General features: G+C 70.6%; 24 protein-coding genes. 12 read left to right on the top strand and 12 right to left on the bottom strand.

Annotated elements, in window-relative coordinates; all coding sequences use genetic code 11:
- Positions 1-11: 11 nt before the first annotated feature.
- Genes cydC through BLT21_RS05015 form a run of 4 tightly spaced genes read right to left on the bottom strand, consistent with a single transcriptional unit; the run spans position 12 to position 5,877 of the window.
- Positions 12-1,673, bottom strand: coding sequence for a thiol reductant ABC exporter subunit CydC (gene cydC, locus BLT21_RS05030; protein ID WP_091500012.1), 1,662 nt, complete (start codon positions 1,671-1,673; stop codon positions 12-14).
- Positions 1,670-3,358, bottom strand: a complete 1,689-nt coding sequence (cydD, locus tag BLT21_RS05025; protein ID WP_091500009.1) for a thiol reductant ABC exporter subunit CydD — start codon at positions 3,356-3,358, stop codon at positions 1,670-1,672. The genes cydC and cydD overlap by 4 nt, the downstream gene beginning before the upstream one ends.
- Before the next feature lie 49 nt (positions 3,359-3,407).
- A complete protein-coding gene (gene cydB / locus BLT21_RS05020; protein ID WP_091500007.1) occupies positions 3,408-4,439 on the bottom strand; it encodes a cytochrome d ubiquinol oxidase subunit II in 1,032 nt (343 codons plus the stop codon).
- Positions 4,440-4,449: 10 nt separating this feature from the next.
- Complete coding sequence (locus tag BLT21_RS05015) at positions 4,450-5,877, bottom strand: cytochrome ubiquinol oxidase subunit I (RefSeq protein WP_091500003.1); 1,428 nt, start codon at positions 5,875-5,877, stop codon at positions 4,450-4,452.
- A 197-nt stretch (positions 5,878-6,074) separates the two neighbouring features.
- On the opposite strand from BLT21_RS05015, the gene moaA reads away from it, so the two are divergent.
- Positions 6,075-7,085 carry a GTP 3',8-cyclase MoaA gene (moaA, locus tag BLT21_RS05010; RefSeq protein ID WP_176786810.1) on the top strand — a complete coding sequence of 337 codons (1,011 nt, stop codon included), beginning with the start codon at positions 6,075-6,077 and terminating at the stop codon, positions 7,083-7,085.
- Between the two features lie 52 nt (positions 7,086-7,137).
- Here moaA and BLT21_RS05005 read toward each other — a convergent pair whose 3' ends face one another.
- Complete coding sequence (locus BLT21_RS05005; RefSeq protein WP_176786809.1) at positions 7,138-8,388, bottom strand: MFS transporter; 1,251 nt, start codon at positions 8,386-8,388, stop codon at positions 7,138-7,140.
- A gap of 23 nt (positions 8,389-8,411) precedes the next feature.
- On the opposite strand from BLT21_RS05005, the gene BLT21_RS05000 reads away from it, so the two are divergent.
- Positions 8,412-8,993, top strand: coding sequence for a TetR/AcrR family transcriptional regulator (locus BLT21_RS05000; RefSeq protein WP_091499998.1), 582 nt, complete (start codon positions 8,412-8,414; stop codon positions 8,991-8,993).
- A 31-nt stretch (positions 8,994-9,024) separates the two neighbouring features.
- On the opposite strand, the gene BLT21_RS04995 is transcribed toward BLT21_RS05000, so the two are convergent.
- Positions 9,025-9,651, bottom strand: a complete 627-nt coding sequence (locus BLT21_RS04995; protein ID WP_256335918.1) for a helix-turn-helix transcriptional regulator — start codon at positions 9,649-9,651, stop codon at positions 9,025-9,027.
- Positions 9,652-9,891: 240 nt separating this feature from the next.
- Here BLT21_RS04995 and BLT21_RS04990 point away from each other — a divergent pair, with 240 nt between their 5' ends.
- The 5 genes from BLT21_RS04990 to BLT21_RS04970 all read left to right on the top strand — a co-directional run bounded on the left by BLT21_RS04990 (position 9,892) and on the right by BLT21_RS04970 (position 15,435).
- A complete protein-coding gene (locus tag BLT21_RS04990; RefSeq protein WP_091499993.1) occupies positions 9,892-10,701 on the top strand; it encodes a sensor histidine kinase in 810 nt (269 codons plus the stop codon).
- Positions 10,691-11,383 carry a response regulator transcription factor gene (locus BLT21_RS04985; protein ID WP_091499990.1) on the top strand — a complete coding sequence of 231 codons (693 nt, stop codon included), beginning with the start codon at positions 10,691-10,693 and terminating at the stop codon, positions 11,381-11,383. Before BLT21_RS04990 ends, BLT21_RS04985 begins: the two co-directional genes overlap by 11 nt.
- Before the next feature lie 134 nt (positions 11,384-11,517).
- Positions 11,518-12,561, top strand: a complete 1,044-nt coding sequence (locus tag BLT21_RS04980; protein WP_091499987.1) for an ABC transporter substrate-binding protein — start codon at positions 11,518-11,520, stop codon at positions 12,559-12,561.
- A gap of 8 nt (positions 12,562-12,569) precedes the next feature.
- On the top strand, positions 12,570-14,312 hold the full coding sequence (locus tag BLT21_RS04975) for an ABC transporter permease (protein WP_091499984.1): 1,743 nt from the start codon (positions 12,570-12,572) through the stop codon (positions 14,310-14,312).
- Complete coding sequence (locus tag BLT21_RS04970; RefSeq protein WP_256335917.1) at positions 14,290-15,435, top strand: ABC transporter ATP-binding protein; 1,146 nt, start codon at positions 14,290-14,292, stop codon at positions 15,433-15,435. Before BLT21_RS04975 ends, BLT21_RS04970 begins: the two co-directional genes overlap by 23 nt.
- 135 nt (positions 15,436-15,570) lie before the next feature.
- On the opposite strand, the gene BLT21_RS04965 is transcribed toward BLT21_RS04970, so the two are convergent.
- From BLT21_RS04965 to BLT21_RS04940, 6 genes are all read right to left on the bottom strand, one after another.
- Positions 15,571-16,521 carry an aldo/keto reductase gene (locus tag BLT21_RS04965; protein WP_091499981.1) on the bottom strand — a complete coding sequence of 317 codons (951 nt, stop codon included), beginning with the start codon at positions 16,519-16,521 and terminating at the stop codon, positions 15,571-15,573.
- Between the two features lie 172 nt (positions 16,522-16,693).
- Positions 16,694-16,975 (bottom strand): GlsB/YeaQ/YmgE family stress response membrane protein, encoded by a 282-nt coding sequence (locus BLT21_RS04960; protein WP_091499978.1) that lies wholly within the window; start codon positions 16,973-16,975, stop codon positions 16,694-16,696.
- 138 nt (positions 16,976-17,113) lie between these two features.
- The gene (locus BLT21_RS04955; protein ID WP_256335916.1) at positions 17,114-17,935 is read right to left on the bottom strand and encodes an alpha/beta fold hydrolase; all 822 of its coding nucleotides are present in this window, start codon (positions 17,933-17,935) and stop codon (positions 17,114-17,116) included.
- Positions 17,932-18,522 carry a GNAT family N-acetyltransferase gene (locus tag BLT21_RS04950; RefSeq protein WP_256335915.1) on the bottom strand — a complete coding sequence of 197 codons (591 nt, stop codon included), beginning with the start codon at positions 18,520-18,522 and terminating at the stop codon, positions 17,932-17,934. Before BLT21_RS04950 ends, BLT21_RS04955 begins: the two co-directional genes overlap by 4 nt.
- Before the next feature lie 39 nt (positions 18,523-18,561).
- Positions 18,562-19,344 carry an alpha/beta fold hydrolase gene (locus BLT21_RS04945; RefSeq protein ID WP_091499976.1) on the bottom strand — a complete coding sequence of 261 codons (783 nt, stop codon included), beginning with the start codon at positions 19,342-19,344 and terminating at the stop codon, positions 18,562-18,564.
- On the bottom strand, positions 19,341-20,378 hold the full coding sequence (locus BLT21_RS04940; protein WP_091500695.1) for an LLM class flavin-dependent oxidoreductase: 1,038 nt from the start codon (positions 20,376-20,378) through the stop codon (positions 19,341-19,343). The genes BLT21_RS04945 and BLT21_RS04940 overlap by 4 nt, the downstream gene beginning before the upstream one ends.
- A gap of 75 nt (positions 20,379-20,453) precedes the next feature.
- On the opposite strand from BLT21_RS04940, the gene BLT21_RS04935 reads away from it, so the two are divergent.
- The 5 genes from BLT21_RS04935 to BLT21_RS04915 all read left to right on the top strand — a co-directional run bounded on the left by BLT21_RS04935 (position 20,454) and on the right by BLT21_RS04915 (position 24,105).
- The gene (locus BLT21_RS04935; RefSeq protein ID WP_091499973.1) at positions 20,454-20,963 is read left to right on the top strand and encodes a bifunctional nuclease family protein; all 510 of its coding nucleotides are present in this window, start codon (positions 20,454-20,456) and stop codon (positions 20,961-20,963) included.
- A 41-nt stretch (positions 20,964-21,004) separates the two neighbouring features.
- A complete protein-coding gene (locus BLT21_RS04930; protein WP_091499971.1) occupies positions 21,005-21,652 on the top strand; it encodes an SDR family oxidoreductase in 648 nt (215 codons plus the stop codon).
- A 167-nt stretch (positions 21,653-21,819) separates the two neighbouring features.
- Positions 21,820-22,326: a GNAT family N-acetyltransferase gene (locus BLT21_RS04925; protein WP_176786808.1), complete on the top strand. Its 507-nt coding sequence runs from the start codon at positions 21,820-21,822 to the stop codon at positions 22,324-22,326.
- Positions 22,327-22,400: 74 nt separating this feature from the next.
- A complete protein-coding gene (locus tag BLT21_RS04920) occupies positions 22,401-23,249 on the top strand; it encodes an aldo/keto reductase (protein WP_091499969.1) in 849 nt (282 codons plus the stop codon).
- Positions 23,250-23,373: 124 nt separating this feature from the next.
- Positions 23,374-24,105, top strand: coding sequence for a sulfurtransferase (locus tag BLT21_RS04915; protein WP_091499966.1), 732 nt, complete (start codon positions 23,374-23,376; stop codon positions 24,103-24,105).

Raw genomic sequence — 24,105 nt, 5'->3', positions numbered from 1 at the left:
CGGTCCGCTGCTCAGCCGTCGAGCAGGCGGCCATCCGAGATGCGCACCGTGCGATCGACCAACGCCTCGGGTACACGCACGTGCGAGATCAGCACGACGGCCCGGTCGCCGTCGACGGCGCCGAGCAGGTCTCGGAGCAGCGCATCGGACGCGGCGGGGTCGACCCCGGCCGTCGGCTCGTCGAGCACGAGAACGGGAAAGTCGTGCAGCAGGGCGCGCGCGAGCGCGATGCGCTGCGCCTGACCGCCCGAGACGAGGGCGCCGTGCTCGCCGACGCGCGCGTCGAGGCCGCCTCGCTCGCGCAGCCACCCACCCAGACCCACGCGCCCGAGCACCGCGACGAGGTCGGCGTCGGTCGCGGTGTCGCGGGCGAACAGCAGGTTCTGTCGGATGTCTTCGTCGAAGAGCATCGGGTCCTGCTCGCACAGTCCCACCGTCAGGCGGACGTCATCGGCAGCGAGATCTCGGACGTCTGCGTCGCCGATGCGGTACGTGCCCCCGACGTCGAGGAAGCGGACGAGGGCATGGGCGAGGGTCGACTTCCCTGCTCCGCTCGTCCCCACGACGAGGACGCGCTCACCCGGCCGCACGTCGAGGTCGATGTCGACGAGGGCGGGCCGCTCGGCGCCCGGCCAGGCGACCGACACGTCGCGCAGGTGCAGACCGTCGCCGAGGGCCGGCGCGACTCCGGTCGCCGCGACGGCATCCTCCACGAGGCCATGCGGGATGCCGCTCGGCACGGTCTCGGCGATGCGAGTGGCCGATGCGCGGACCTGACGCCACGACGCGGCTGCGAGGGGAACAGTCTGGAACACCTCGAACACCGCCATGGGCACGAGCACGGCGACCGCGAGCCACGGGCCGCCCAGGGTGGCGACGTCGGGAGCGGTCACCGTGAGAGCGAGGATCGACGCGGCGCCGGCGGCGAGAGACACGATCGCGGTGCTGCCCGCCTGTGCCCCGGCGCGCCGCACCACCGCGCGGCGGAGCGCGGCGTCCGCCGCCTCGATGCGGCGTCGGCTCTGCTCCTCCGCGCCGAACGCCAGCAGCACGTCGAGGCTGCCGAGGTGATCGGACACGGCATCGGCGAGCCGCCCCCGCAGCGGCGCGATGGTGCTCTCGGCGCGAGCCCCCGCGACCCAGCCCCACCCGGTCGCGGCGACGGCTGCGACGACGAGGCAGGCGAGCAGTGTCAGTGCGGCGGGCCACGACACGAACGCGACGAAGACGACCGAGGCGAGCGCCACGGTGGCCGAGGCGACGAGCGGCTCGACCACCCGCAGCGGCAGGTTCTGGAGGTCGTCGACGTCGTCGACGAGCGTCGAGAGGGCGGACCCCCGTCGCACGCGTCCCAGACCGTCGGGTGCGAGGGGGATGAGCCGGCGCACGAGGTCCGTCCGCGTCGCGGCGAGTTGGCGCAGGGCTGCATCATGCGAGGTGAGCCGTTCGAGGTACCGGAAGACGGCGCGTGCGATCGCGAACGCCCGGACGCCGACCACCGCGGCCATCACGTACATGACGGCCGGCTGCTCGCTCGCGCGGACGATGAGCCAGGCGCTGCACGCCAGCAACGCGACCGCCGACGCCTCGGTGGCGAATCCGGTTGCCAGTGCCGGCCAGAACCGGCGCGGCGCCGGCATCGCACCGCGCAGCACATCCGTCGTCGTGGTCATGCCGGCACCTCCGAGACGGGGCGGATCTCGACGAGCTGGTCGGCGATCGCGCGCGCCGACTCCCGGTGCGAGATCAGCAGCACGGTCGCGCCGTCGTCGGCGAGCCGCCGGAGTCCGCGCCAGAGCGCGTCCTCGGTCTCGGCGTCCAGTGCGGCGCTCGGCTCGTCGAGAGCCACGACCGTCGCGCCCCCGATGCGGTGCCGGAAGAGCGCGCGCGCGACCGCGACCCGCTGAGCCTGCCCTCCGGACAGACCCGATCCGCGCACGCCGAGCTCGAGGGACGGATCGATGCCCGCGGCGCCGGCGGACGCCAGCGCACGGGAGACACCATCGCCCCCGGGGGTCGCCGCCACGGCCGGGGGTGCGCCGAGGGCGACGTTCTCGGCGACGGTGCCCGCGATCAGGCCGGGCTCCTGACCGGCCCAGGCCAGCCACGACGCGGGCGGCGGCAGCGGCCCACCGTCGAGCGTGATGTCACCGTCGATCGCCGCGACGCCCCGCAGGGCGGCGAAGACGCTGGACTTGCCGGCGCCGCTCGGCCCGGCCAGCAGCGTGACGGTGCCGGGGGACGCCGTGAACGAGACGGGAGCCAGCAGCACCTCGCCCCGCCGCACCCGCACCCGGTCGGCGCGCAGCACGCCGCGGACGGGCCCGCGGGAAACGGCTCCGGCCGTTCCTGCGGGGGTCTCGCGGAGCTCGCCCGCCGCATCGAGCACCTCGAACACGTCGTCGGTCGCCGCGACCCCCTCGGCGGCGGCGTGGAACTGGACGCCCACCTGACGGAGCGGAAGGTAGGCCTCCGGCGCCAACAACAGGACGAAGAGGCCGATGCCGAGTCCGAGCGAGCCGTCGATCAGGCGGAAGCCGATGGATACGGCGACGATCGCGACCGAGATCGAGGCGAGGAACTCGAGGGCGAATCCCGAGAGGAACGAGACCCGCAGCACCCGCATCGTCTCGATGCGATAGTTCTCGGTCACCCGCTCGATCGAGGTCGCGGCGCGGTGCTGCCGGCCGAAGACCGTCAGCGTCGACAGGCCGCGCACGGTGTCCGCGAAGCGGGCGGCGAGCTGACGCAGGGTCTGCCACTGCGCCCGCTGGACCGCGCGCGTCGCCAGGCCGATGAGCACCATGAACAGCGGGATCAGGGGCATCGTGAGCAGCACCGTCAGACCCGAGATCCAGTCGCTCCACCAGATGACCGCGATGAGGACCGGTGTGGCGATGGCCGTCAGGACGAGCTGGGGCAGGTAGCGGCCGAAGTAGGCGTCGAGCGCGTCGAGGCCGCGTCCGGCGGTGACGGCGAGCTGCGCCGAGTTGCGGGTGGCGAGCCATCCCGGGCCCAGACGGCCGACGGCCGCCGTGAGGCCGCCGCGCAACTCGCTGCGCACCCGCGCGGCGGCTCGCGCGGAGATCGCCTCGCGCAGCCAGAGGAGCCCGGCGCGAGCGGCGACCACACCGGCGAGGGCGGCCAGCACGCCCGCGAGCTCGGCCGGCGGGACGCCGTCGATCGCCCCGACGATGGCGCGGGTGGTCAGCCAGGCGAACGCCACGATGACGACCGTCTGCGCGAGTCCGATCGCCCCGATCGCGACGAAAAACACGCGGGCGCCGCGCGCGTAGCGCAGCAGGCGCGGGTCGACGGGCCGTCCGCTCGAGCGCGCGGGCGCCTCGGGGTCGTCCATGCTCACCCTTCGATCCTGCCCTACGCGGAGGCGGGGACGTCGCCCGCGGTCAGTGGGCGACGAGCTCGGCCTCTTCGATCCGGGCGCGCGTGACGCGCTTGCGGAACACCCAGTAGGTCCACCCCTGGTAGAGCAGCACGAGCGGCAGGAAGATGACCGCCGCCCACGTCATGATCGTCAGGGTGTAGTCGGTCGATGAGGCGTTCTCGATCGTCAGGTTCCACGCCGGGTCGGTCGACGAGGGCATGACGTTCGGGAACAGCGAGAGCCACAGCGTCAGCACGGCGAACATGACCGTTCCGGCGCCGCCCGTGAACGCCCACCCCTCACGACCGGTCGCGTTGGCGAGGATGGCCCCGACCAGCATGACGGCGGCGACGGCGGCCGTCACGAAGACGAGGGGAAGCAGCGGAGCCTGCGCCGCCGTCGCGGACATCACCGTCCAGGCCAGGAACACGGCCGCCGCGACCAGGGCGAGCAGCCCCGATCTCGTCGCGAGTCGGCGCGCCTGCGCGCGCACGTCGCCGTCGGTCTTGAGAGCGACGAAGTACACGCCGTGCGTGAAGAACAGCAGCAGCGTCACGACGCCCCCGAGCAGGCCGTACGGGTTCAGCAGGGTCAGCAGGGTGCCCGTGAACTCCTTGTCGGCGTCGATGGGCACGCCCTGCACGATGTTGGCGACCGCGACGCCCCACAGGAACGCGGGCAGGGCGGAGCCGACCACGATCATGAGGTCGAAGCGCTTGCGCCACGTCGCGTCGTCGCGCTGGTGTCGATACTCGAACGAGACGCCGCGCAGGATGAGCGCGATCAGGATGAGCAGGAGGGGCAGGTAGAACCCGCTGAACAGCGTGGCGTACCACTCCGGGAAGGCCGCGAAGAGGCAGGCTCCGGCCACGATCACCCAGGTCTCGTTCAGGTCCCAGACCGGTCCGATGGTGTTGATGATCTGACGGCGCGAGACGTTGTCCTTGCCGAGGAACGGCAGCGACATCCCGACGCCGAAGTCGAAGCCGTCGAGCACGAAGTAGCCGACGAACAGCACGCCGACGATGAAGAACCAGACGTATGCGAGATCCATGTCGTGCTCCTCAGTAGACGGTGGTCTGGGTGTGGGAGGCCGCGGGGTCCTCGGCCTCGGGCGAACCCGGCTCGGGCAGCGGGTCGGGCCCCTTCTGCGCGGCCTTGCGGATGAGGCCGAACTCGACGACGGCGAGCGAGGCGTAGACCGCCGTGAACGCGATCAGCGAGATGAGCACGGTCCAGCCGGGGACGTTCGGTGAGACGCCGTCCTCGGTCAGCATGAGGCTGAACACGATCCACGGCTGGCGGCCCATCTCGGTGAACACCCAGCCGACGAGGCTGCCGAGCAGGGGCAGCGGGGCGGACCAGATCGCGATCTTCCACATCCAGCCGGCGACGGGACGCCGCGCCTTCGTGCGCGTGAGCCAGAGACCCGCCACCGAGACGAGGGTCGCGGCGCCGCCGAGGCCGATCATCCAGCGGAAGGACCAGTAGGTGACCCAGACGATCGGGCGGTAGTCGACGCCGGCGCCGAACGTGTCGGTGTACTGCGCCTGCAGATCGTTCAGGCCCTCGACGCAGCCGTCGAAGCTGTGGGTCGAGAGGAATGACAGCAGGTACGGCACGCGCAGCGACCAGATCTCCTCGGTGCCGTCCGGGGTGCCGATCGAGAAGATCGAGAAGGATGCGTCGGCCCCGCACGCGCTGTTGAACATGGCCTCGGCAGCGGCCATCTTCATGGGCTGCGTCGCGACCATGACGAGGCTCAGCTGGTCGCCCGAGAGCGCGACGCCGATGAACGAGACGATCATGCCCCACATGCCGAACCGCAGCGCGGGCCGCATGGTCTCGACGTGCTGCGCGCGCGAGATGTGCCAGGCGGCCACGGCGATCACGACAGCGGCGGCGAACATCCAGGCCGCGAAGATCGTGTGGGGGAAGGCCGCCAGCACGATCGGATTGGTCAGCACCGCGCCGAAGTCGATCAGCTCCGCCCTGCCGCCGTCGGCGGCGATCTGATACCCGACGGGGTTCTGCATGAATGCGTTGGCGGCGAGGATGAAGTAGGCCGAGAGGGTCGACCCGAGCACGACCATCCAGATCGAGAAGAGGTGGAGCGCTCTCGGCAGCTTGTCCCAGCCGAAGATCCACAGGCCGATGAAGGTCGCCTCGAAGAAGAAGGCGAGGAGGCCTTCGAAGGCGAGAGGGGCGCCGAAGATGTCGCCGACGAAGCGCGAGTAGGCCGACCAGTTCATGCCGAACTGGAACTCCTGCACGATGCCCGTCACGACGCCCATCGCGAAGTTGATCAGGAAGATCTTGCCGAACAGCCGGGTCAGGTGCAGCCACTTCACGTTCCCCGTGCGGTGCCAGACCGTCTGGAAGATCGCGACGACGAGGGCCATGCCGAGCGTCAGCGGCACGAAGAGGTAGTGGTACAGCGTCGTCAGGCCGAACTGCCAGCGGGCCAGCAGGAGCGGATCGAGGAAGTCCATCGGGCGGTGCCTTTCGGGAGGCGAGGGTTTCGACAGGCTGAAGGTATCGAGTGGGGTTTTCCCCGGTCTCCGGGGCGGCCGGAAATAATGCTACGCGTGGTCTGACCACGAAGCAAGGTGGTGTCAGACCACACGGGGCGGCCGTGGATATGCCCGCGTCGACCCTCGGGTCGTGCTCCGCCGTCTACGCTCGATCCATGGGGCAGCCGCTCGTCGACAGATTCGCCCGGGTCCACCGAGACCTGCGGATCTCGCTGACCGACCGCTGCTCGCTGCGATGCACGTACTGCATGCCCGAGCAGGGCAACGAGTGGCTCGCCCGGCAGAGCATCCTCACCCTCGACGAGATCGTCGAGGTCGCCACCGTCGCGGCGGCCGCGGGCATCACGACCTTCCGCCTCACCGGGGGCGAGCCGCTGCTGCGGACCGACATCGTCGAGATCGTGCGACGCCTCGCCGCCCTCGAGACCGCGACCGGTCGCATGCAGATAGCGATGACGACCAACGGCATCCGTCTGCCCGAGGTCCTGCCCGATCTCGTCGATGCGGGCCTCACTCGACTCAACATCTCACTCGACACCCTCGACCGTGACCGCTTCCGCGCGTTGACGCGCCGAGATCGTCTCGAAGACGTGCTCGACGGCATCCGCGCGGCGCAGGCCTCGGGGCTGCGTCCGCTGAAGATCAACGCCGTCGCGATGCGCGGCGTGAACGACGACGAGCTCGTCGACCTCGTCGCGTTCGCCGTCGCGCACGACGCGCAGATGCGTTTCATCGAGCAGATGCCGCTCGATGCCGGTCACACGTGGGACCGATCGACCATGGTCACGCGCGATGAGATCCTCGAGGCGCTCGCCGCCCGCTGGGCGTTGGAACCGGTGCCGGGACGCGGCGGGGCGCCCGCCGAGCAGTGGCGTCTCGACGGCGGACCGCACACGGTCGGCGTCATCGCATCGGTCACCGCGCCCTTCTGCGGAGCGTGCGACCGGATGCGGCTGACCGCCGATGGGCAGCTGCGCAACTGCCTGTTCTCGATCGACGAATACGACCTCCTGCCGGTGCTGCGCTCGGACGCCTCGACGGAGCTGCGGGCGGCCGAGGTCGACCGCGTCCTGCGCAACTGCATCGCCGGCAAGAAGGCGGGTCACGCGATCGACGACCCCGGCTTCCTCCAGCCCGCCCGGGGCATGAACGCCATCGGCGGCTGACACCCACGGGATGCGGGACCCGCGGTGTCGCGGCGCAAGTGTCGACCCGGCCTCAGGCCGACGCCGGGGGCGCGTGCACCCGTGTGCGACGCGGCACCGCGGCCGTCGCGCCGGCCGCGAGGCTCACGGCCGCCGCGATCCCGAACGCGACACCCGGCGCGGCGACGGGGAGGATCGCTCCGATCACGGCGGCGCCGATCGCCTGGCCGACCATGAAGACGACGAACAGCACCGCCGTGCCCGCCGCGGCATACGACGGATCGACGCGGGTCGTCCAGGCGATGAGCGCGCCCGTCGCGGTGACGTACGCCCATCCGAACAGCACCGGCGCCGCGACCCCGACCGTGTGGTCGGTCGGCGCGACGCCTAGAGCGAATGTCGCGGCGGCGACGAGCACCGCTGCGACGGTCCAGAGCGACTCCGGTCTCAGTCGCCGTAGGGCGGCGGATGTCGCGATGACGCCGGTGCCGCCGCATCCGATCAGCACCCAAGCCATCACCGAACCGGCCTCCGATGCGCCGGCGTCGACGAGGACGACGCGGCCATAGTTCCAGATCGCAGCAGCGCCGAACCCCAGCAGGACGGCTGCGGCGATCGCTTGCCGATGGGAGCCCCACCAGCGAGGGCTCGGAACGGCCGTCGCGCGAGATGCGCGCGTCTCCGCGCCGCGACGGAGGGGGTGAGGGGCGTCTGTAGAGGCGGCATCGGGCCCGTGCTCGGGCTCTCGCTCTCGCTCTCGCTCGCCGAGTCGGTCGGACACGAGCACGGCGATGCCGGCAGCGAGCGTCGCGAAGGCGGCGACGGCCCACGAAAGGCGCCAATCGGGCGCGAGAGCGATCGTGAGGATGCCCGCCGCGATGAGTCCGGGACCGGTGCCGGCGTTCACGACGGCCTGCGGGGTGCTCGCGTCGCGGTCGGCGAACGTCCGCGCGACGATGCGCACGAGCGCGGGCGACGCGAGCCCGGCGCCGGCTGAGGCGATCGTGGCGGCGAACCCGAAGGCGGCGGCATGCGGGGCCAGGGCGAGCCCCGCCGCGCCCCCCGCCGCGGTGGCCGTCGCGGCGACGATCAGCAGGCGCGGGCGACGTTCGGCGACGAGGAAGCCGACGAGCGCGGCGATCGCGTAGACCACCGATCCTGCGGCGGACACGAGGCCCGCCACTGCGGTGTCGATCGTCAGGTCGGCGCTCATCTCCGGCAGGTGCAGGCCGAAGGCCAGGCGCACGAGGCCATAGGTCGCAGCGATGAGCGCGATCCCGGAGGCGACCGACGACCAGCGTAAAAACAAAAACGATCGTTTCACTTTCCCGAGCATAGAGTGCTGACATGGGATTGCGGCCGAAGACCGAGGAACGCATCCTCGACGCCGCCGAGGACCTGTTCTTCACGCGCGGCATCGCGGCGACGCCGATCGACGCCGTCATCGCGCGGGCGGGCGTCTCGGCCGCGACGCTGTATCGCGGCTATCCGAGCAAGGAATCGCTCCTCGCGGCAGCGCTCGATCGGCGTCAGCGGGCGTGGCTCGAGACGTGGGACACCGCGATCTCACGCGGCTCGGACGACGCGGGCCGACTGCTCGCGATCTTCGACGCGCTTGACGACTTCCGCGACGAGCCGCATGGCTCGCGATGGTGCGCCTTCCTCGGTGCAGCGGCCGAATACTCCGACCCGCCGACGGAGGTCGCGTCCGCGGTGCGTGCCGACACCGACGCGATGCGCGCCCGGCTCGCCGAGCTCGCTCGGGCGGTCGTTCCCGAACCCGAAGCGGCGGCCGACCTCGCGGAGCGGCTGCTCCTCGTCGTGAGCGGCGACCTCGCCATGCGCCTGCGTGAACCAGGACACCGCGCCGCACTCGCTCGCTCGACCGCCGAGCTTCTCGTGGCCGCGGCGTCGTCGACCCGACGCTGACGCGCCGCGCTTCCGTCGTCGGGCCGCCCGCTCAGTCGTGCGTCGTCGCCGCGTGGAGCAGCTGGATGATGCAGACCGACGGGTCGCACGACGACCGCATGCCGTCGACGGCGAGCGGCCCGCCCGCCTCGGTGAGCACGCCCTGGAGCAGGCTCAGGTGGACGCTGCACAGCACCTCGCGGTGATCTGCCTGGGCGGTCGCGTGCGCGCACGGGGTCAGATCGACCGTGAGGGCGGTGTCGTCGATGATCGGGTCGAAGCCCTCGTCCTCGAGCTCCTCGACCAGCGCATCGATCTGGTGCAGGGCCCGGGTCTCGAGGACGTCGGGCACGTCGAGGGTGAGGACCCGGCGCATCAGGTCGCCCCGCTGTGCGGCATCCCGCACCTTGCGGCGTTGGACGGCACTGCGGGTCGCGTCTCCGTCGGCCGCGCTGTAGAGCACGCGGGGGCGGCCGCGCGTCGTGCGGTGCTCCTTCTCGGCGACGACGAAGCCGTCCGAGATCAGGCGCGCGAGGTGTTCGCGGATGGTGTTCGGGTGGAGGTCCGTCGCCTCCTGCAGCTCGCCGATGGTCCGGCGCGGCTGTTCCTGGATGAGGTGCAGGATCTCTACGCGCGAGTAGCTCGAGATGGCGCTGTATCCGACGGTCACGGTGCTCACGCGTCTCATTAAACACGGGAAGGCACCTGTGGTCCTACCACACCGCCGATCTTTGTGGCTTCCGGTGCGAAAGTCGGTGCCCACGGCGACGAGATACGTCCATTCCGACCAAACGTGCGAACCGCCCGAAGGTGGCGCGCGAGCCGTCACGCCTTCCCGACCCCCGTGCCGTGTATATGCTCCCCGTGTGCATCACACCCGACCGCGGCGACCCGCGGCGCCGGCCGCCGGTCGCCTCCCGTGAACGCGACGCTCATCGTGGGCGCGGTCATCATGGGGGTGGCTCTCGTCGGGGCGGGCGTCGCGATCGCCGTCCTCGCGCGGACCAACGTCACGCGTGGACGTCGGATCCGCGAGCTCGACGAACTCGCGTTGCGCCGAGCCGACCAAGTGTCGGCCCTCAGCCACGAGATACGCACTCCGCTTGCGATCATCCGCGGATCCGCCGAACTGCTCGCCGATGAGTCCGCCGGGGAACTGACCGAGCATCAGTCCCGATTCGTGCGGAAGATCATCGACAACGCCCACTGGACGAGCTCGCTCGCGGAGCAGCTCCTCGTCCGGGCGCGAATCGAGGCGGGGCTCTTCTCGATCTCGCGCCTGCCCGTCGATCTCCGCCGCCTGCTCCGCGACATCGTCGAGGACGTGACGCCCCTCACCCGCCGTGACATCGTGCTCGACTCGAGCGGGGCACCGGCGCTGATCGACGTCGACCCCGAGACCATCCGCCAGGTCGTGGTCAACCTGATCTCCAATGCCGCCCGCAGCGATATCGAGGGTGGCCGCGTCGAGGTCAGACTCTGGTGGATCGACGACGGAGCGGTCATCGCGGTCAGCGACGGCGGAGCGGGGATGTCGCCCGAGCAGCGCGACCGGCTCTTCACGCGCTTCGCCAGCGGTCAGCCGCTCGGCAACGGCACCGGCATCGGCCTCTTCATCTCGCAGCAGCTCGTCGAGCTCCACGGCGGGAGGCTGTTCGTCGATACGCTTTCGGGGAGGGGGACGACGGTCATGTTCACCCTTCCCTACGGAGGTCGTCATGGGGGATGAGCCCCTCGCGTTCGTCGTCGACGATGAGCCGGACATGCGCGACATCATCTCGTTCGCGCTCGAGACCCACGGTTTCCGCACCGAGATGTTCGGGTCCGCCGAGAAGGCGTGGTCGCAGCTGCAGACCAGACTCCCCGACATCCTCGTCGTCGACGTCATGCTGCCGGGGGCATCGGGCATCACGCTCTGCCGCCGGGTGAAGGCCGCCTGGCGGGTGCCGGTGATGGTCGTGACGGCACGCTCCGAGGCGGCGGATCGGATCGAGGGCCTGGAGGCCGAGGCGGACGACTACATCGGCAAGCCGTTCCATCCGCGCGAGCTCGCACTGCGCGCGCGGCGGCTCGTGAGGTGGCGCACCGAGAGTCAGGACGACGGTCTCGAATGGGGCGGGCTGCGCATCGAGCCCGGCGCGAACGAAGCGGTGCTCGGGTCGGACCGCGCTCGCCTGACCACGACGGAGTTCGCCATCGTCGCGGCTCTCGTCGCCGCTCGTGGAGAGACCGTGACCTACGCGCACCTGCTGCTCTCTGCGTGGGGGACTGTCGAGCCGCACGGAGGCCGCGACATGCTCAAGGCGGCCGTCTACCGGCTGCGGCACAAACTGGACGCCGCGCACCCGGGCGCCGGGGCACGGATCACCAGCGACCGCGGTCGCGGCTACAGCCTGCGACGCGTCGGATGACGGCTCCTGCTTGGTGACGGTTTCGTCACCAGGCGTCACCGTCGCGTGACGATTCCGCTGGGGCGCCGCCCATAGCGTTGTCGACGTTGCACCCCGCGCGGCCGCGATGCCGCACCGAACGAAGGAGTTCCGCCGTGTCCACATCTCTGCCCCGATTCGCCGTCGGCCTGGCCGCCGGCGCCCTGATCCTCAGCGGATGCGCCGCTTCGCCGGGAGCGAGCGACGGCAAGGAGCGCGTCACCTTCATCTGCACGCCGCAGGAGGAGTTCTGCCAGGCGGTCGCAGCCGCATTCACCGAGTCGACCGGCTACCCCGCCAATTACGTTCGACTCAGCGGCGGCGAGACGGTCGCGCGCTTGAGCTCGACGGGCGACGCGCCGGAGTTCGACGCCTGGTTCGGTGGGGGCGCCGAGGGACACCTCGCCGCCGCAGATGCGGGCTTCATCGAGGCGTACGAGTCGCCGAACGCGTCGGCGATCGCTGACGAGTACCGCGACCCGGACAACCTGTGGACCGGCATCTACGTCGGAGCGCTCAGTTTCTGCTCCAACACCGACGTGCTCGACCGCATCGGCGCCGACGCGCCCGAATCCTGGGCCGAGCTCGCAGAGCCGACTTTCAAGAGCAACGTCGCGATGGCGCACCCGGGAACCTCGGGCACCGCCTATCAGGCAGTGTGGACAGAGGTCGAGCTCAATGACGGCGACGAGGACGCCGCGCTCGACTACTTCCGGCAGCTGCACCCCAACATCCTGCAGTACGCCAAGACGGGGAGCGCCCCGGGACAGATGGCGGGTCGCGGCGAGGTCGCCACCGGTGTGATCTTCGCGCAGGACTGCCAGAAGTTCATCAACGAGGGGTTCACGAACCTGACGACGACGTTCCCGGAGGAGGGCGTGGGCTACGAGGTCGGCGCCGTCTCGCTCATCAAGAACGCGCGCAACAGCGCGGGCGGCCAGGCTTTCATCGATTGGGCGCTGACCGCCGAGGCCCAGAACATCGGGGCCACGGTCGGCAGCTACAGCGTTCCGACGAACCCGGATGCCACCATCACCGACGACATGGTCGACTTCGACGACCTCAACCTCGTGCACGCCGACATCACGACGGCCGGCGAGCACCGCAGCGAGCTCGTCGCGCGGTTCGACGCCGAAGTCGCTCCGGCGCCTCGCGACTGAGACGGATCATGACCTCAGTTCTCGATTCCCCGGCCGCGGCGGCCCCGCTGGCGGCCCCGGCCCCGGTGAAGCGGCGCCGCGGTCGCCGCGACCCGGGCGTGATCGTTCTCGCGACCCTCGTGGCACTCGTGCTGCTGCTGCTGGTGGCCTTCCCCGTGGCGCGCCTCATCGGCGCCGCGTTCAGCCCCGACGGCCTCGCGACCCTCGCACGCATCGTCACCGACCCCGTGAACCACCGCATCGTCGGCAACACGATGCTGCTCGGCGTCATCGTCGGTGTCGTCGGCACCGTCATCGGATTCCTGTTCGCCTACGCGCAGGTGCGCATCAAGTTCCGCGGGAAACGCGCACTGCACCTGCTGGCGATGACCCCGATCGTCGCTCCACCGTTCGCGGTCGCGACAGCGGTCATCACCCTGTTCGGACGGAACGGCGCGATCTCCTACGGCATCCTCGGGGTGCAGGGCGACGTCTACGGGCTCCCCGGTCTGGTGCTGGTGCTGTCGCTGTCGTTCTTCCCGGTCGCCTACATGAACTTCAAGGGCATGCTCGAGAGCCTCGATCCATCCTTGGACGAGGCCGCCTCTGGCCTGGGAGCGAGCAGACTGCGGATCTTCCTCTCCGTCACGCTGCCGATGCTCGTCCCCGGCTTCGCAGGGTCGTTCCTCCTGCTGTTCGTCGAGGCGATCGCCGACCTCGCGAACCCGCTCGTGCTCGGCGGCGACTTCACGGTGCTCGCGAGTCGCGCATATCTCGCGGTCACCGGCGAGTTCAACACGAGTGCCGGTGCCGCCTACTCGCTCACGATCCTCCTGCCCGCGCTCCTGGTGTTCCTCGTCCAGCGCTACTGGGTGTCGCGTCGCAGCGTGGTCACGGTGACCGGCAAGCCCGCCGGACGTTCTCAGCCCATCGCGGCGGCCAGCATCCGCGTGCCCATCCTGACGATCGTGGTGCTTCTCAGCGCCTTGATCCTCACCATCTACGCCACGGTGCTGATCGGCGGATTCCTCCAGGTGCCGGGTGTGAACAACGCGTTCACGCTCGACCACTTCCGCTTCGTCCTGACCGGCATCGGTTCGCAGGCCATGTCGGACACAGCGCTCATGGCGCTCGTTGCGGCGCCGGTAGCGGGCATCCTGGGCATGCTCATCGCCTGGCTGGTGGTGCGCAAGCTCCGTCGCTTCGCCGGACTGTTCGACTTCATCGGGATGATGGGGCTCGCGGTACCGGGAACCGTGCTCGGCATCGGCTACGCCCTCGCCTACATCACGCCCACGACCGTCTTCGGCATCCAGCTTCTGCCGGCCCTGGCAGGTGGAACGGCCGCGGCCGGTGGTGCTATCGCGATCATCATGGTCTACGTCGCGCGCTCGCTGCCCTCGGGTCAGCGTGCGGGCATCGCCGCCCTGAATCAGATCGATCCCGCGATCGAAGAGGCGTCGACCTCGCTCGGAGCGAATTCGGCGACGACCTTCCGCACCGTGACGCTCCCGCTCATCCAATCGGCGCTCATCACCGGTCTGACGTTCGCCTTCGCCCGCTCGATGACGACTCTGTCGCCGATCGTGTTCCTGACGACGCCGGAGATCAAGGTGATGACCTCCCAGATCCTGGCGGAGGTGGATGCGGGTCGCTTCGGCAACGCATTCGCCTACTGCACGGTCCTCATCGTGATCGTGCTGCTGCTCATCTCGCTCATCAACCTCCTCGTCCGAAAGGTGATCTTCCGTGGTCGCACACACCGTCGCTGATGACGTCTCCCTGCTCTCCGACACCGCTGACACCGAGGGCGGCCGGATCCTGCTCGACGGTCTGACGAAGCGTTACGGCTCGTCCACGGCTGATCCGCTCGCCGTCGACGGCGTGACCATCGACATCCGTCCCGGTGAGTTCCTCACCCTGCTCGGGCCGTCGGGATGCGGCAAGACCTCGACCCTGCGCATGATCGCGGGTTTCGAGACCCCGACGAGCGGCGTGCTGGAGGTCGACGGCCAGGACATGATCGGCATCGAGCCGAACAAGCGCCCGATGGCGATGGTGTTCCAGTCCTACGCGCTCTTCCCGCACCTGTCCGTCCGGGAGAACATCGCGTACGGGCTCAAACTCAAGCGCACGCCCGCCTCCCGCCTGCGGGAAGAGGTCGACACGATCCTCACGATCATGAACCTCGTCTCGTTCGCCGACCGCGCGCCCCATCAGCTGTCGGGAGGGCAACAGCAGCGTGTTGCTCTCGCTCGCGCTCTCGTCATGCGGCCGAAGGTGCTGCTCTTCGACGAACCGCTGTCGAATCTCGACGCGAAGTTGCGCATCCAGATGCGCAACGAGATCCGGCGACTGCAGCGCCGGCTCGGCATCACGAGCGTCTTCGTCACCCACGATCAGGACGAGGCGATGACCCTCTCGGACCGCATCGTGGTGATGAACCGCGGGCGCATCGAACAGGTGGGCACGCCGGACGAGGTGTACCGGCGCCCGGCGTCGACCTTCGTGGCCGACTTCATCGGGCGTGCGAACTTCATCGATGCGACAGTGGTCGCTGCCGGGGGAGCGGGGCGCGCTCAGGTCGTCGCGCTGGGCCGGCCGTTGGACGTCGCCGCCCACGGCGACGTGAGCGATTCCGGCGAGGCCGTGCTGATGGTGCGTCCGGAGTCGATCCGGGTGACCGCGGCGCCGACCGCGACCGAGGTGCACGGGGACTACGGTCGCGTCATCAACACGATCTTCCACGGCGAGAACGTCGAGTACGAGATCGAGACCGCGACGGGCAACCTCACCGCGTCGGCATCCGATCCCTCGGTCGAGGAGATCTTCGCACCGATGAGCATCGTGCACGTGTCGATCGCGGGTGACCGGGGCTGGCTCCTTCCCCGGTAGACCGCGCAGCGCGTCCGCCGTCGGCGTCGCGCCGAACCCGGGGGAAACGACGAACCTCGGAGCCCGCACACGGAGGGCTCCGAGGTTCGCGTCATGCTCCGACGGAGCGGGTGGCGCTCCGCGGATGCGGGCGGGTCAGGCCTCGGGCGTCCAGGTCGAGACCCGCGTGAGCTCGGCGAGCTCGTCGGCGGTGAGCTCCGCACGCCCGCCGTCGAGCAGGCCCGGCACCTGCTCGAGACGCGAGGCGCTCGCGATGGGGGCGACGACGGTCGGCTGCGAGCGCAGCCACGCGAGGGCCGCCGAGGCGATCGACACGTCGTGCGCCGCCCCGACGCGCTCGAGGGCGTCGATGATCTGCAGTCCCTGCGGGGTCGCGTAGACCGCGGCTCCCTCCGCGCGCGGGGAGTCCTGGCCCGCGACGTCGGTCGAGCGGTACTTGCCGGTGAGGAAGCCCTTGGCGAGGGCGAAGTAGGGGACCAGGCCCAGGTTCTCGCGCTCGGCGAGCGGTGCGATGGTCTCCTCGACGTCGTTGCGGTGCACGAGGTTGTAGTGCGGCTGGATCGCGACGGGTCGAGCGACGCCGGTCTCGTCGGCGATGCGCAGCCACTCCTGGATGCGCTCGGCGGTGTAGTTCGAGACCGCGACGTGGCGGACGAGTCCGTCGGCGACGAGCTGGCCGAAGGCGCCGACGGTCTCGTCGAGCGGGGTGTCGGCGTCGTCGAAGTGGGCGTAGTAGAGGTCGATCGCGTCGACGCCGAGCCGCTTCAGCGAGGCCTCGGCGGCGGCACGGACGTTCGATGCCGACAGCCCGCGGAAGTCGGGGTGCTGGCTGACCTTCGTCGCCACGACGACCTCGGGCCGGCTGCGGGCGGCCAGCCACTCGCCGATGATCGTCTCGCTCTCGCCTCCGCTGTGTCCGGGAGCCCAGGCGCTGTACGAGTCGGCGGTGTCGATGAAGTTGCCGCCGCCTTCGACGAACGCATCGAGGATCGCGAACGACGCATCGCGATCGGCGGTCCAGCCGAACACGTTGCCGCCGAGGGCGAGGGGGAAGACGGAGAGGTCGCTGTTTCCGATCGTGCTCATGCTGTGTTCAAGCCCTCGCCGAGGCCGGGTATTCCGGCCCCGGCGAGGCGGTTGCCGCGAACGACGACGCGCCAACTCCTCAGAATGCGGCCCACCGGGCGGTGCCGATTGCCTGCGCGAGGCGAGAACGGCCGGATCTGAGGAGTTGGCGCGCGGAGCGTGCGCCGCTGTGTCAGCGCGTGCGGGTCGAGCCGCGACGCGAGACGGCGACGTAGATGCCGAGCACGATGATGGCGCCGATGATCGAACCGATGATGCCGGAGGGCTGCAGGAAGCCGCCCTCGGGGCTGTGGTTGAAGATCAGGAACCCGAGGAAGCCGCCGACGAACGAGCCGACGATTCCGAGCACGATGGTCATGAGGATGCCGATGCTCTGCTTGCCGGGGATGACGGCGCGAGCGATGAACCCCGCGATGAGGCCGACGAGGATGAGGCCGAGGATCGTCCACAGCATGGTGCTTCTCTTTTCTTCTCTGGAACGGTGCGATGCCGGCACCCGGGGTGAGGTGCGAACCGAGGCTAGGCGCGCCGAGGCTGGAGCCACGACGACCTTGAGCGCGGAGCGGCTTGCCTGTAGTGTTGCGGCGCCCGCTCAGCCTCCGCCGGCGCGCGGCCGCCCGTCGAGCGCCGTGCGCAGCACCTCGATCCAGTCCTCGAAGGCGTCGAGGTGGGCGTCGTGGCTGCCGCCCGGCAGGTCGCGGCGCGCGGTTCCCGGCCGGCGTGCGATGAGCTCGTCCATCTGCTCGGCCGAGAACATGCCCTGCGCCGCGAACACGGCGGTCGTCGGCACCGTCAGTGCGGCCCACTCGTCCCACCGGGGCTCGTGCACCGCCGCGATCGTGGTCGCCATCACATCGGCGTCGAACCGTGGCCGGAGGCCGACGGGCGTCGCCTCCAGGTCGGCGATCCAGGCCTCGGTGAGGACGGAGTCGCCGAGGAACGACCGAGCGGAAGACTCGTCGGGGAACGGCGTCGGCCATGACGCGAAGAACGCCCCCAGCTCGCGGGCGTCGTCGGCGCGGTCGCTGCCCGCGACATGCCCCTCGAGCATCACGAGCCGCTCGACGAGATCCGGGCGGCGGCTCGCGACGAGGAAGGCGGTGTGGGCGCCCATCGACTGCCCGACGAGCGACACGGGCTCGCCGGGTGCGTACCGGTCGAGGACGGCGACGACGTCGTCGACGAAGGCCTCGCGCGACAGATCGCGCGGTCGGCGCGTCGAGAGGCCGTGGCCGCGCTGATCGAGCAGGAGGACATGGAAGCGATCGGTGAGGGCCGCCGCGGTCGGCATCAGCTCGCGCGAGCTGCCGGCGAGGCCGTGCAGCAGGAGTACTGCGGGACCCGCGCCCCCGGCATCCGTCACGGCCAGGACGACGCCGTCCCGTTCGATCGTCGTGTGCTGCGCCGGCATCATGACCAGCGCAGGGGCGTGACCTCGCCCGACACCCAGTCGCGGCGCAGGATGCTGTACGCCACCGAGCCGAGCGGCTCGCCCCCCGCGACGGGCCAGCCCTCGCGGTAGTACGCCTCCTGCACCCAGCCGCACGTCTCGAAGACGTGCCGCATCGCGCGGTTGTCCTCGCGCGTCTGCCCCTCGAAGCGGTCGACGTCGGGCATGGTCGTGAACACGTGCTCCGCCGCCTGGACGAGGACCTGTTTCGCGAGGCCGCGGCCGCGCCATGCCGACGCGAGACGCAGGTCGAACAACGGCGCGCCGTCGCTGATCTCCTCGAACCGGAGGAAACCGATGCGGCCGTGCTCGACGTGGTCGATCCAGAACGAGTCGTTGTCCTCGTCGCGATACCGCCCGGCGGCGATGCCGTCCTCGACCTGCTCGAGCGTGGGTCGCATGCCGACGTGGAAGGGGAACACCTCGCCGGTCATGAACGCGATCAGTTCCTCGCGGTCGGCGCCCGCCGGGTCGATGCGGACGAGATCGACGGTGCCGACCGAACGGGCGGCGTCGGATGCCGGGGGGCTGGGCTTGTCTTCATCGTGCACGCGATCCACGCTAATCGACCGAGGCTCGGCCGACCGCGGTCAGAGGGCGTGCTGCTCGGCTCGCATGAGCCAGTCGCGGATGAGCGGGGCCACGGCGTCGGGGCGTTCCAGATGCACGTTGTGGCCTGCGCCGTCGAGGACGACGAAGGTCCCCCGGACGTAGTGGTCGGCGACGCCGAGTCCGTCCTCGAAACCGACCACGTGGTCCTCGCGCCCGAAGACATGCAGGCTCGGCGCCGTGAACGCCCCCTCCGAGCTCTCCGGGTGGTAGCCGGCGGAGTACGACGAGCTGATCCGCTCGAGGACGCCCGGGTCGGAGCCCCGGAGCCCGGGCAGGACGAACCTCTCGAACGCGGCCAGGGCGTCGGTCGTCTGCAGCACCGCCATCTCGGCGAAGTCGGCCCGAGACGAACCGGCCCGCTCGAGCACGGACTCGTCGGCGACGACGACCTCGCGCGGCGGAAGCCGTCGCCTGGTGTGGTCGAGCTCGAACACCCCGGCCAGCGTGGCGAGCCCCAGACACTGGGAGCGCAGCGCGTGCGCGACATGCCGTGCGACCATCGCGCCGAAGGAGTTGCCGACGATGGCGAACGGTCCGCCGGCCGCGATCGCCTCGACTTCGTCGCGGACTGCGTCCGCGACCTCCCGGGGCGTGCTCAAGCCTCGATCGGCCGCCCCCTCGGCCCACGGGAGGTCGAGATACACGCGTCGCCACGGATGGTCGGCCACCCAGCCTTCCAGCGGGAGGAGGATGCGGTGGTCGACTCCGAACCCGTGCACCGCGATGAGCGGGATGCCCGAGCCATGCTCCGCCGTGATCATCGCGGCTGCAGCGCCTCGCTCTTCCAGCCCAGGGCCGGCGCGACGTACTTCGCGAACGACTCGACGATGCGCAGGTTGAACTCGACGCCCAGCTGCGAGGGGATCGTCAGCATGAGGGTGTCGGCGGTCTGCACCGCGGCATCCTGCAGCAGCTGCTCGACGAGCACGTCGGGCGAGGCGGCGTAGGTCTTGCCGAAGGTCGAGCGCATCCCGTCGATGTAGCCGATGCCGTCCTGCTCGTTGCTGCCGCCGAAGTACAGCTCGTCTTCGGCGGTCGTGATCGGGAAGATCGAACGGCTGACGGACGTGCGGGGCTCGCCCGGGTGACCGGCCTCGCGCCACGCCGTGCGGAACGCGTCGATCTGCTGCGCCTGCAGGATGTCGAACGGCGTGCCGTCGGCCTGGGTGAGGAGCGTGGACGACATGAGGTTGACGCCCATCCGTCCGGCCCACTCGGCCGAGTCGCTGTTGCCGGCGCCCCACCAGATGCGCGAGCGCAGGCCGGGGGAGTGCGGCTCGATGCGCTGCTTGCCGCTGCCGCCGCCGAACGGGCTGTTCGGGTCGCGTTCGGCGAGGCCGTCGCCCTCGATCGCGCGCAGGAACGTCTCGAAGTGCTCTCGCGCGATGTCGGCACCGCGCGGGTCCTGCGAACCGGTGTAGCCGAACGTCTCGTAGCCGCGGACGACGCTCTCGGGTGAGCCGCGGCTCACGCCGAGCGCGAGCCGACCGTCCGAGATGAGGTCGACCGCCGCGGCCTCTTCGGCGAGGTACAGCGGGTTCTCGTACCGCATGTCGATGACACCGGTGCCGACCTCGACATTCTTGGTGGTCGCCGCGATCGCCGCGAGCAGCGGCATCGGCGAGGCCTGCTGGCGGGCGAAGTGATGGACGCGGAAGTAGACGCCGACGGCGCCGAGGTCGTCCATGCCCTGCGCGAGGTCGATGGCCTGACGCATCGAATCGCCGGCGGTGAGCTCGCGACCGCCGCCGAGCGGGCCGTAGTGACCGAACGAGAGAGTGCCGAAACGCTGCATGTCAAGCGGCAACGACGACGGCCCCTCGCGCATTCCCTCGTGCATAGGCTGGGCGGAATCGACCCGGGAGGTGTCATGGTCCAGGTCCGCGTTCTCGGGGTCGCGCTCGATCCCGCCCAGCAGCACGTCATCCTGCTCAAGCCCGTCGACGCGCTCTCGGACCGTGTGCTCCCGGTGTGGATCGGCGCGCAGGAGGCGACCTCGATCCTCGTGGCCGTCGAGGGCGTCGCTCCGCCGCGTCCCCTCGCGCACGACCTGATGATCAGGCTGCTCGACGCCACCGACGCGACGGTCGACCGCGTCGAGGTGACCCGCATCGACGACGGAACGTTCTATGCCGAGGTCACGGTCTCGGCCCTCACGGGATCGCGGGTCGTCGACGCCCGGCCGTCCGACGCGATCGCGCTCGCCTCGCGCGCCGGAGCCCCGATCTTCGTCGCCGACGACGTGCTCGCCGAGGCCGGTATCCCCGACACCGTCAGCGAGGCGCCCGAGGGCGCCGAGACGCCCGAAGCGGCCGAGGAACGCGTCGCGGAGTTCCGCGAGTTCCTCGACGACATCGATCCCGACGACTTCCGCGGCTGAGTCGCCGCCCGCACCATCACCCCCCGACGAAAGGAACACCCATGTCCCGCATCCTGATCATCGGAGGCCACGGCAAGGTCGCGCTGCGGCTCGAGCCCCTCCTCGCCGACCGCGGCGACACCGTCACCGCCGTCATCCGCAACCGTGATCACGAATCGGATGTCGCCGACACGGGGGCGACCCCGCTCGTCGCCGACGTCGAGTCGTTCGACGTCGAGCAGCTCGCCAACCTCGTCAGCGGGAACGACGCCGTCGTGTGGGCTGCCGGCGCGGGCGGCGGGGATGCCGCCCGCACGTGGGCCGTGGATCGCGACGCCGCCATCCGGTCGATCGACGCGGCGGCTGCGGCCGGGGTCCGCCGCTACGTCATGGTGTCGTACTTCGGAGCCGGTCCGGATCACGGCGTACCGGAGGACGACTCGTTCTTCGCGTACGCGGAGGCGAAGGCGGAGGCTGACGCGCACCTGCGCGAGAGCGGCCTCGACTGGACGATCGTCGGTCCCAGCGGCCTGACGCTCGACGAGCCGACCGGCAGGATCACCGTGGGCGGCTCGGGCGAGGAGTCCGTGCCCCGCGGCGATGTCGCCGAGGTCATCGCGGCCGTGCTCGCCGAGCCCGCGACCGTCGGACGGACGATCGAGTTCACCGGCGGCGACACCCCGATCGCGGAGGCCATCGCGGCCGACTGAGCCGGCACGCCGGGGCGGCTGCCCCGGCGGCGCGCGCTAACTCCTCATGGCCGGGTGTCGGTGCCGGCGGGGTGCCCGGGATTCCGGGCCGACCGGTTCGGCTTGTGCCCGGAATTGAGGAGTTGCGCCGAGCGACGTCGCGCGTCCGGCCTCGATACGGTGGATGGATGACCCTGCGCGACCTTCCCGGCGGCGCCGTGCTGCGCCCCGCCCGCCCCGGCGACGAGACCGGCATCCTGGCCTGCATCCACGCCCTCGCCGTCTACGAGCGCGAGCCGGACGCGGTCGAGAACACCGGCGAGATGCTCCGCGAGACGCTGTTCGGCGCCGAGCCCCGGGCGTTCTGCCATGTGGTGGAGCGCGAAGGCGCGATCGTGGGCATCGCGATCTGGTTCCTGACCTACTCCACCTGGACCGGCCGGCACGGCATCTGGCTCGAGGACCTCTTCGTCGACGAGTCGCAGCGCGGCACCGGATACGGCAAGGCGCTCATCGCGTCGCTCGCCGAGGTCTGCGTCGAGCGCGGGTACTCGCGCTTGGAGTGGACGGTCCTCGACTGGAACGCCCCTTCGATCGCGTTCTACCGCTCGATCGGGGCAGCGCCGATGGACGAGTGGACGACGCAGCGCCTCACCGGCGACTCCCTGGACGAACTCGCCGCGTTCGCTCGGTGAGCGGAGCCATGACGCCGGCGACGCCCCGCGTCAATCCCGGAGACGGAGTCGGAGCGCGCTCCTAGGCTGGGAGCATGGCAGATCAGATCCACGTCCCGAACGTGTCCCTCAACTCCGGCTTCGAGATCCCGCAGCTCGGCTACGGCGTCTTCAAGGTCGACCCGGCCGAGACCGAGCGTCTCGTCTCCGAGGCCTTCGAGGCGGGCTACCGCCACATCGACACCGCCGCGATCTACGGCAACGAGGAAGGCGTCGGCCGCGCGATCGCCGCGAGCGGCATCGCGCGCGACGAGCTCTTCATCACCACCAAGCTCTGGAACGACCGTCAGGCCGGCGATGAGCCGCGCGCGGCCCTCTCGGAGAGCCTCGGCAAGCTGGGCCTCGACCACGTCGACCTGTACCTCGTGCACTGGCCGGCCCCCGACAACGGCAACTACGTCAACGCGTGGCAGAAGCTCGTCGAGCTGCGCGACGCCGGCCACACCCGATCGATCGGTGTGTCGAACCATCTCGTCGAGCACCTCGAGAAGATCCACGCCGAGACCGGTGTGCTCCCCGCCGTGAACCAGATCGAGCTGCACCCCGCCTACCAGCAGAAGGACGTCGTCGACTGGGCGAACGACAAGGGCGTGCGCATCGAGTCGTGGGGCCCGCTCGGACAGGGCAAGTACGACCTCTTCGGCGCCGAGCCGGTGGCCGAAGCGGCCGCCGCGCACGGCAAGAGCCCGGCTCAGGTCGTGCTGCGCTGGCACCTGCAGCGCGGCTTCATCGTCTTCCCCAAGACGGTCAGCCGCGAGCGCATGGTCGAGAACGCGTCGCTGTTCGACTTCGAGCTCACCACCGCGCAGGTCGACGCCATCACGGCCCTCGACCCGGGCGACGGCTCGGGCCGCGTGAGCGCGCACCCCTCCGAGGTGCACTGACCCCGGTCCCGATCGGGCGTCGGCTTCGGGCGCAGTCGTCGGTATCCCGCGCAGGCTCTGCTGCGGCGGATGCCGGGGACTGCGCCCGATCCGTGTGCGGCCGGCGGTTTCGTAGGCTGGAGGGGTGGCATCCGTTCTCAACGTCTCGGCGTACCTCTTCACGCGCATCGCCGACCCCGGTGCGGTGCGCGACGTGCTGCGAGGGCGAGCGGACGAGGTCGGACTGCGGGGCACCATCCTGCTGGCCGAAGAGGGCATCAACCTCTTCCTCGCGGGCGACGAGACCGGTGTGCGCGGATTCCTCGACGCCCTGCGGAGCGACGAGCGCTTCGCCGCATTGACGGCGAAGGAGAGCTGGTCCGACCAGCAGCCGTTCGGCCGGATGCTCGTCAAGGTCAAGCGCGAGATCATCCGCATGGATCGCCCCGCCGTCCGTCCGGCAGCCGGGCGTGCCCCGAGCGTGACGCCCGGCGACCTGCGGCGCTGGCTCGATCAGGGACATGACGACGCGGGCCGCGAGGTCGTGCTGCTCGACACGCGCAACGCGTTCGAGGTCGATTACGGCACGTTCGCGGGGGCCCTCGACTGGCGCATCGAGCGCTTCACGCAGTTCCCGGATGCGGCGGCGGCGCACCGCGATCAGCTCGAGGGCAAGACGGTCGTCAGCTTCTGCACCGGCGGCATCCGCTGCGAGAAGGCCGCGATCGTGCTGCGCGAAGAGGGTGTCGACGCGTATCAGCTCGACGGCGGCATCCTCGGGTACTTCGAGCACGAGGGCGGCGCGCACTGGAACGGCGACTGCTTCGTGTTCGACGAGCGCGAGGCGCTGGCGCCCGACCTCTCGGCGCGGGGCTGA

This window comes from Microbacterium sp. cf332, assembly GCF_900102175.1.
GTDB lineage: Bacteria > Actinomycetota > Actinomycetes > Actinomycetales > Microbacteriaceae > Microbacterium.
The sequence above is the reverse complement of the archived record's forward strand: the minus strand, read 5'-3'. Positions and strand labels throughout refer to the sequence as shown.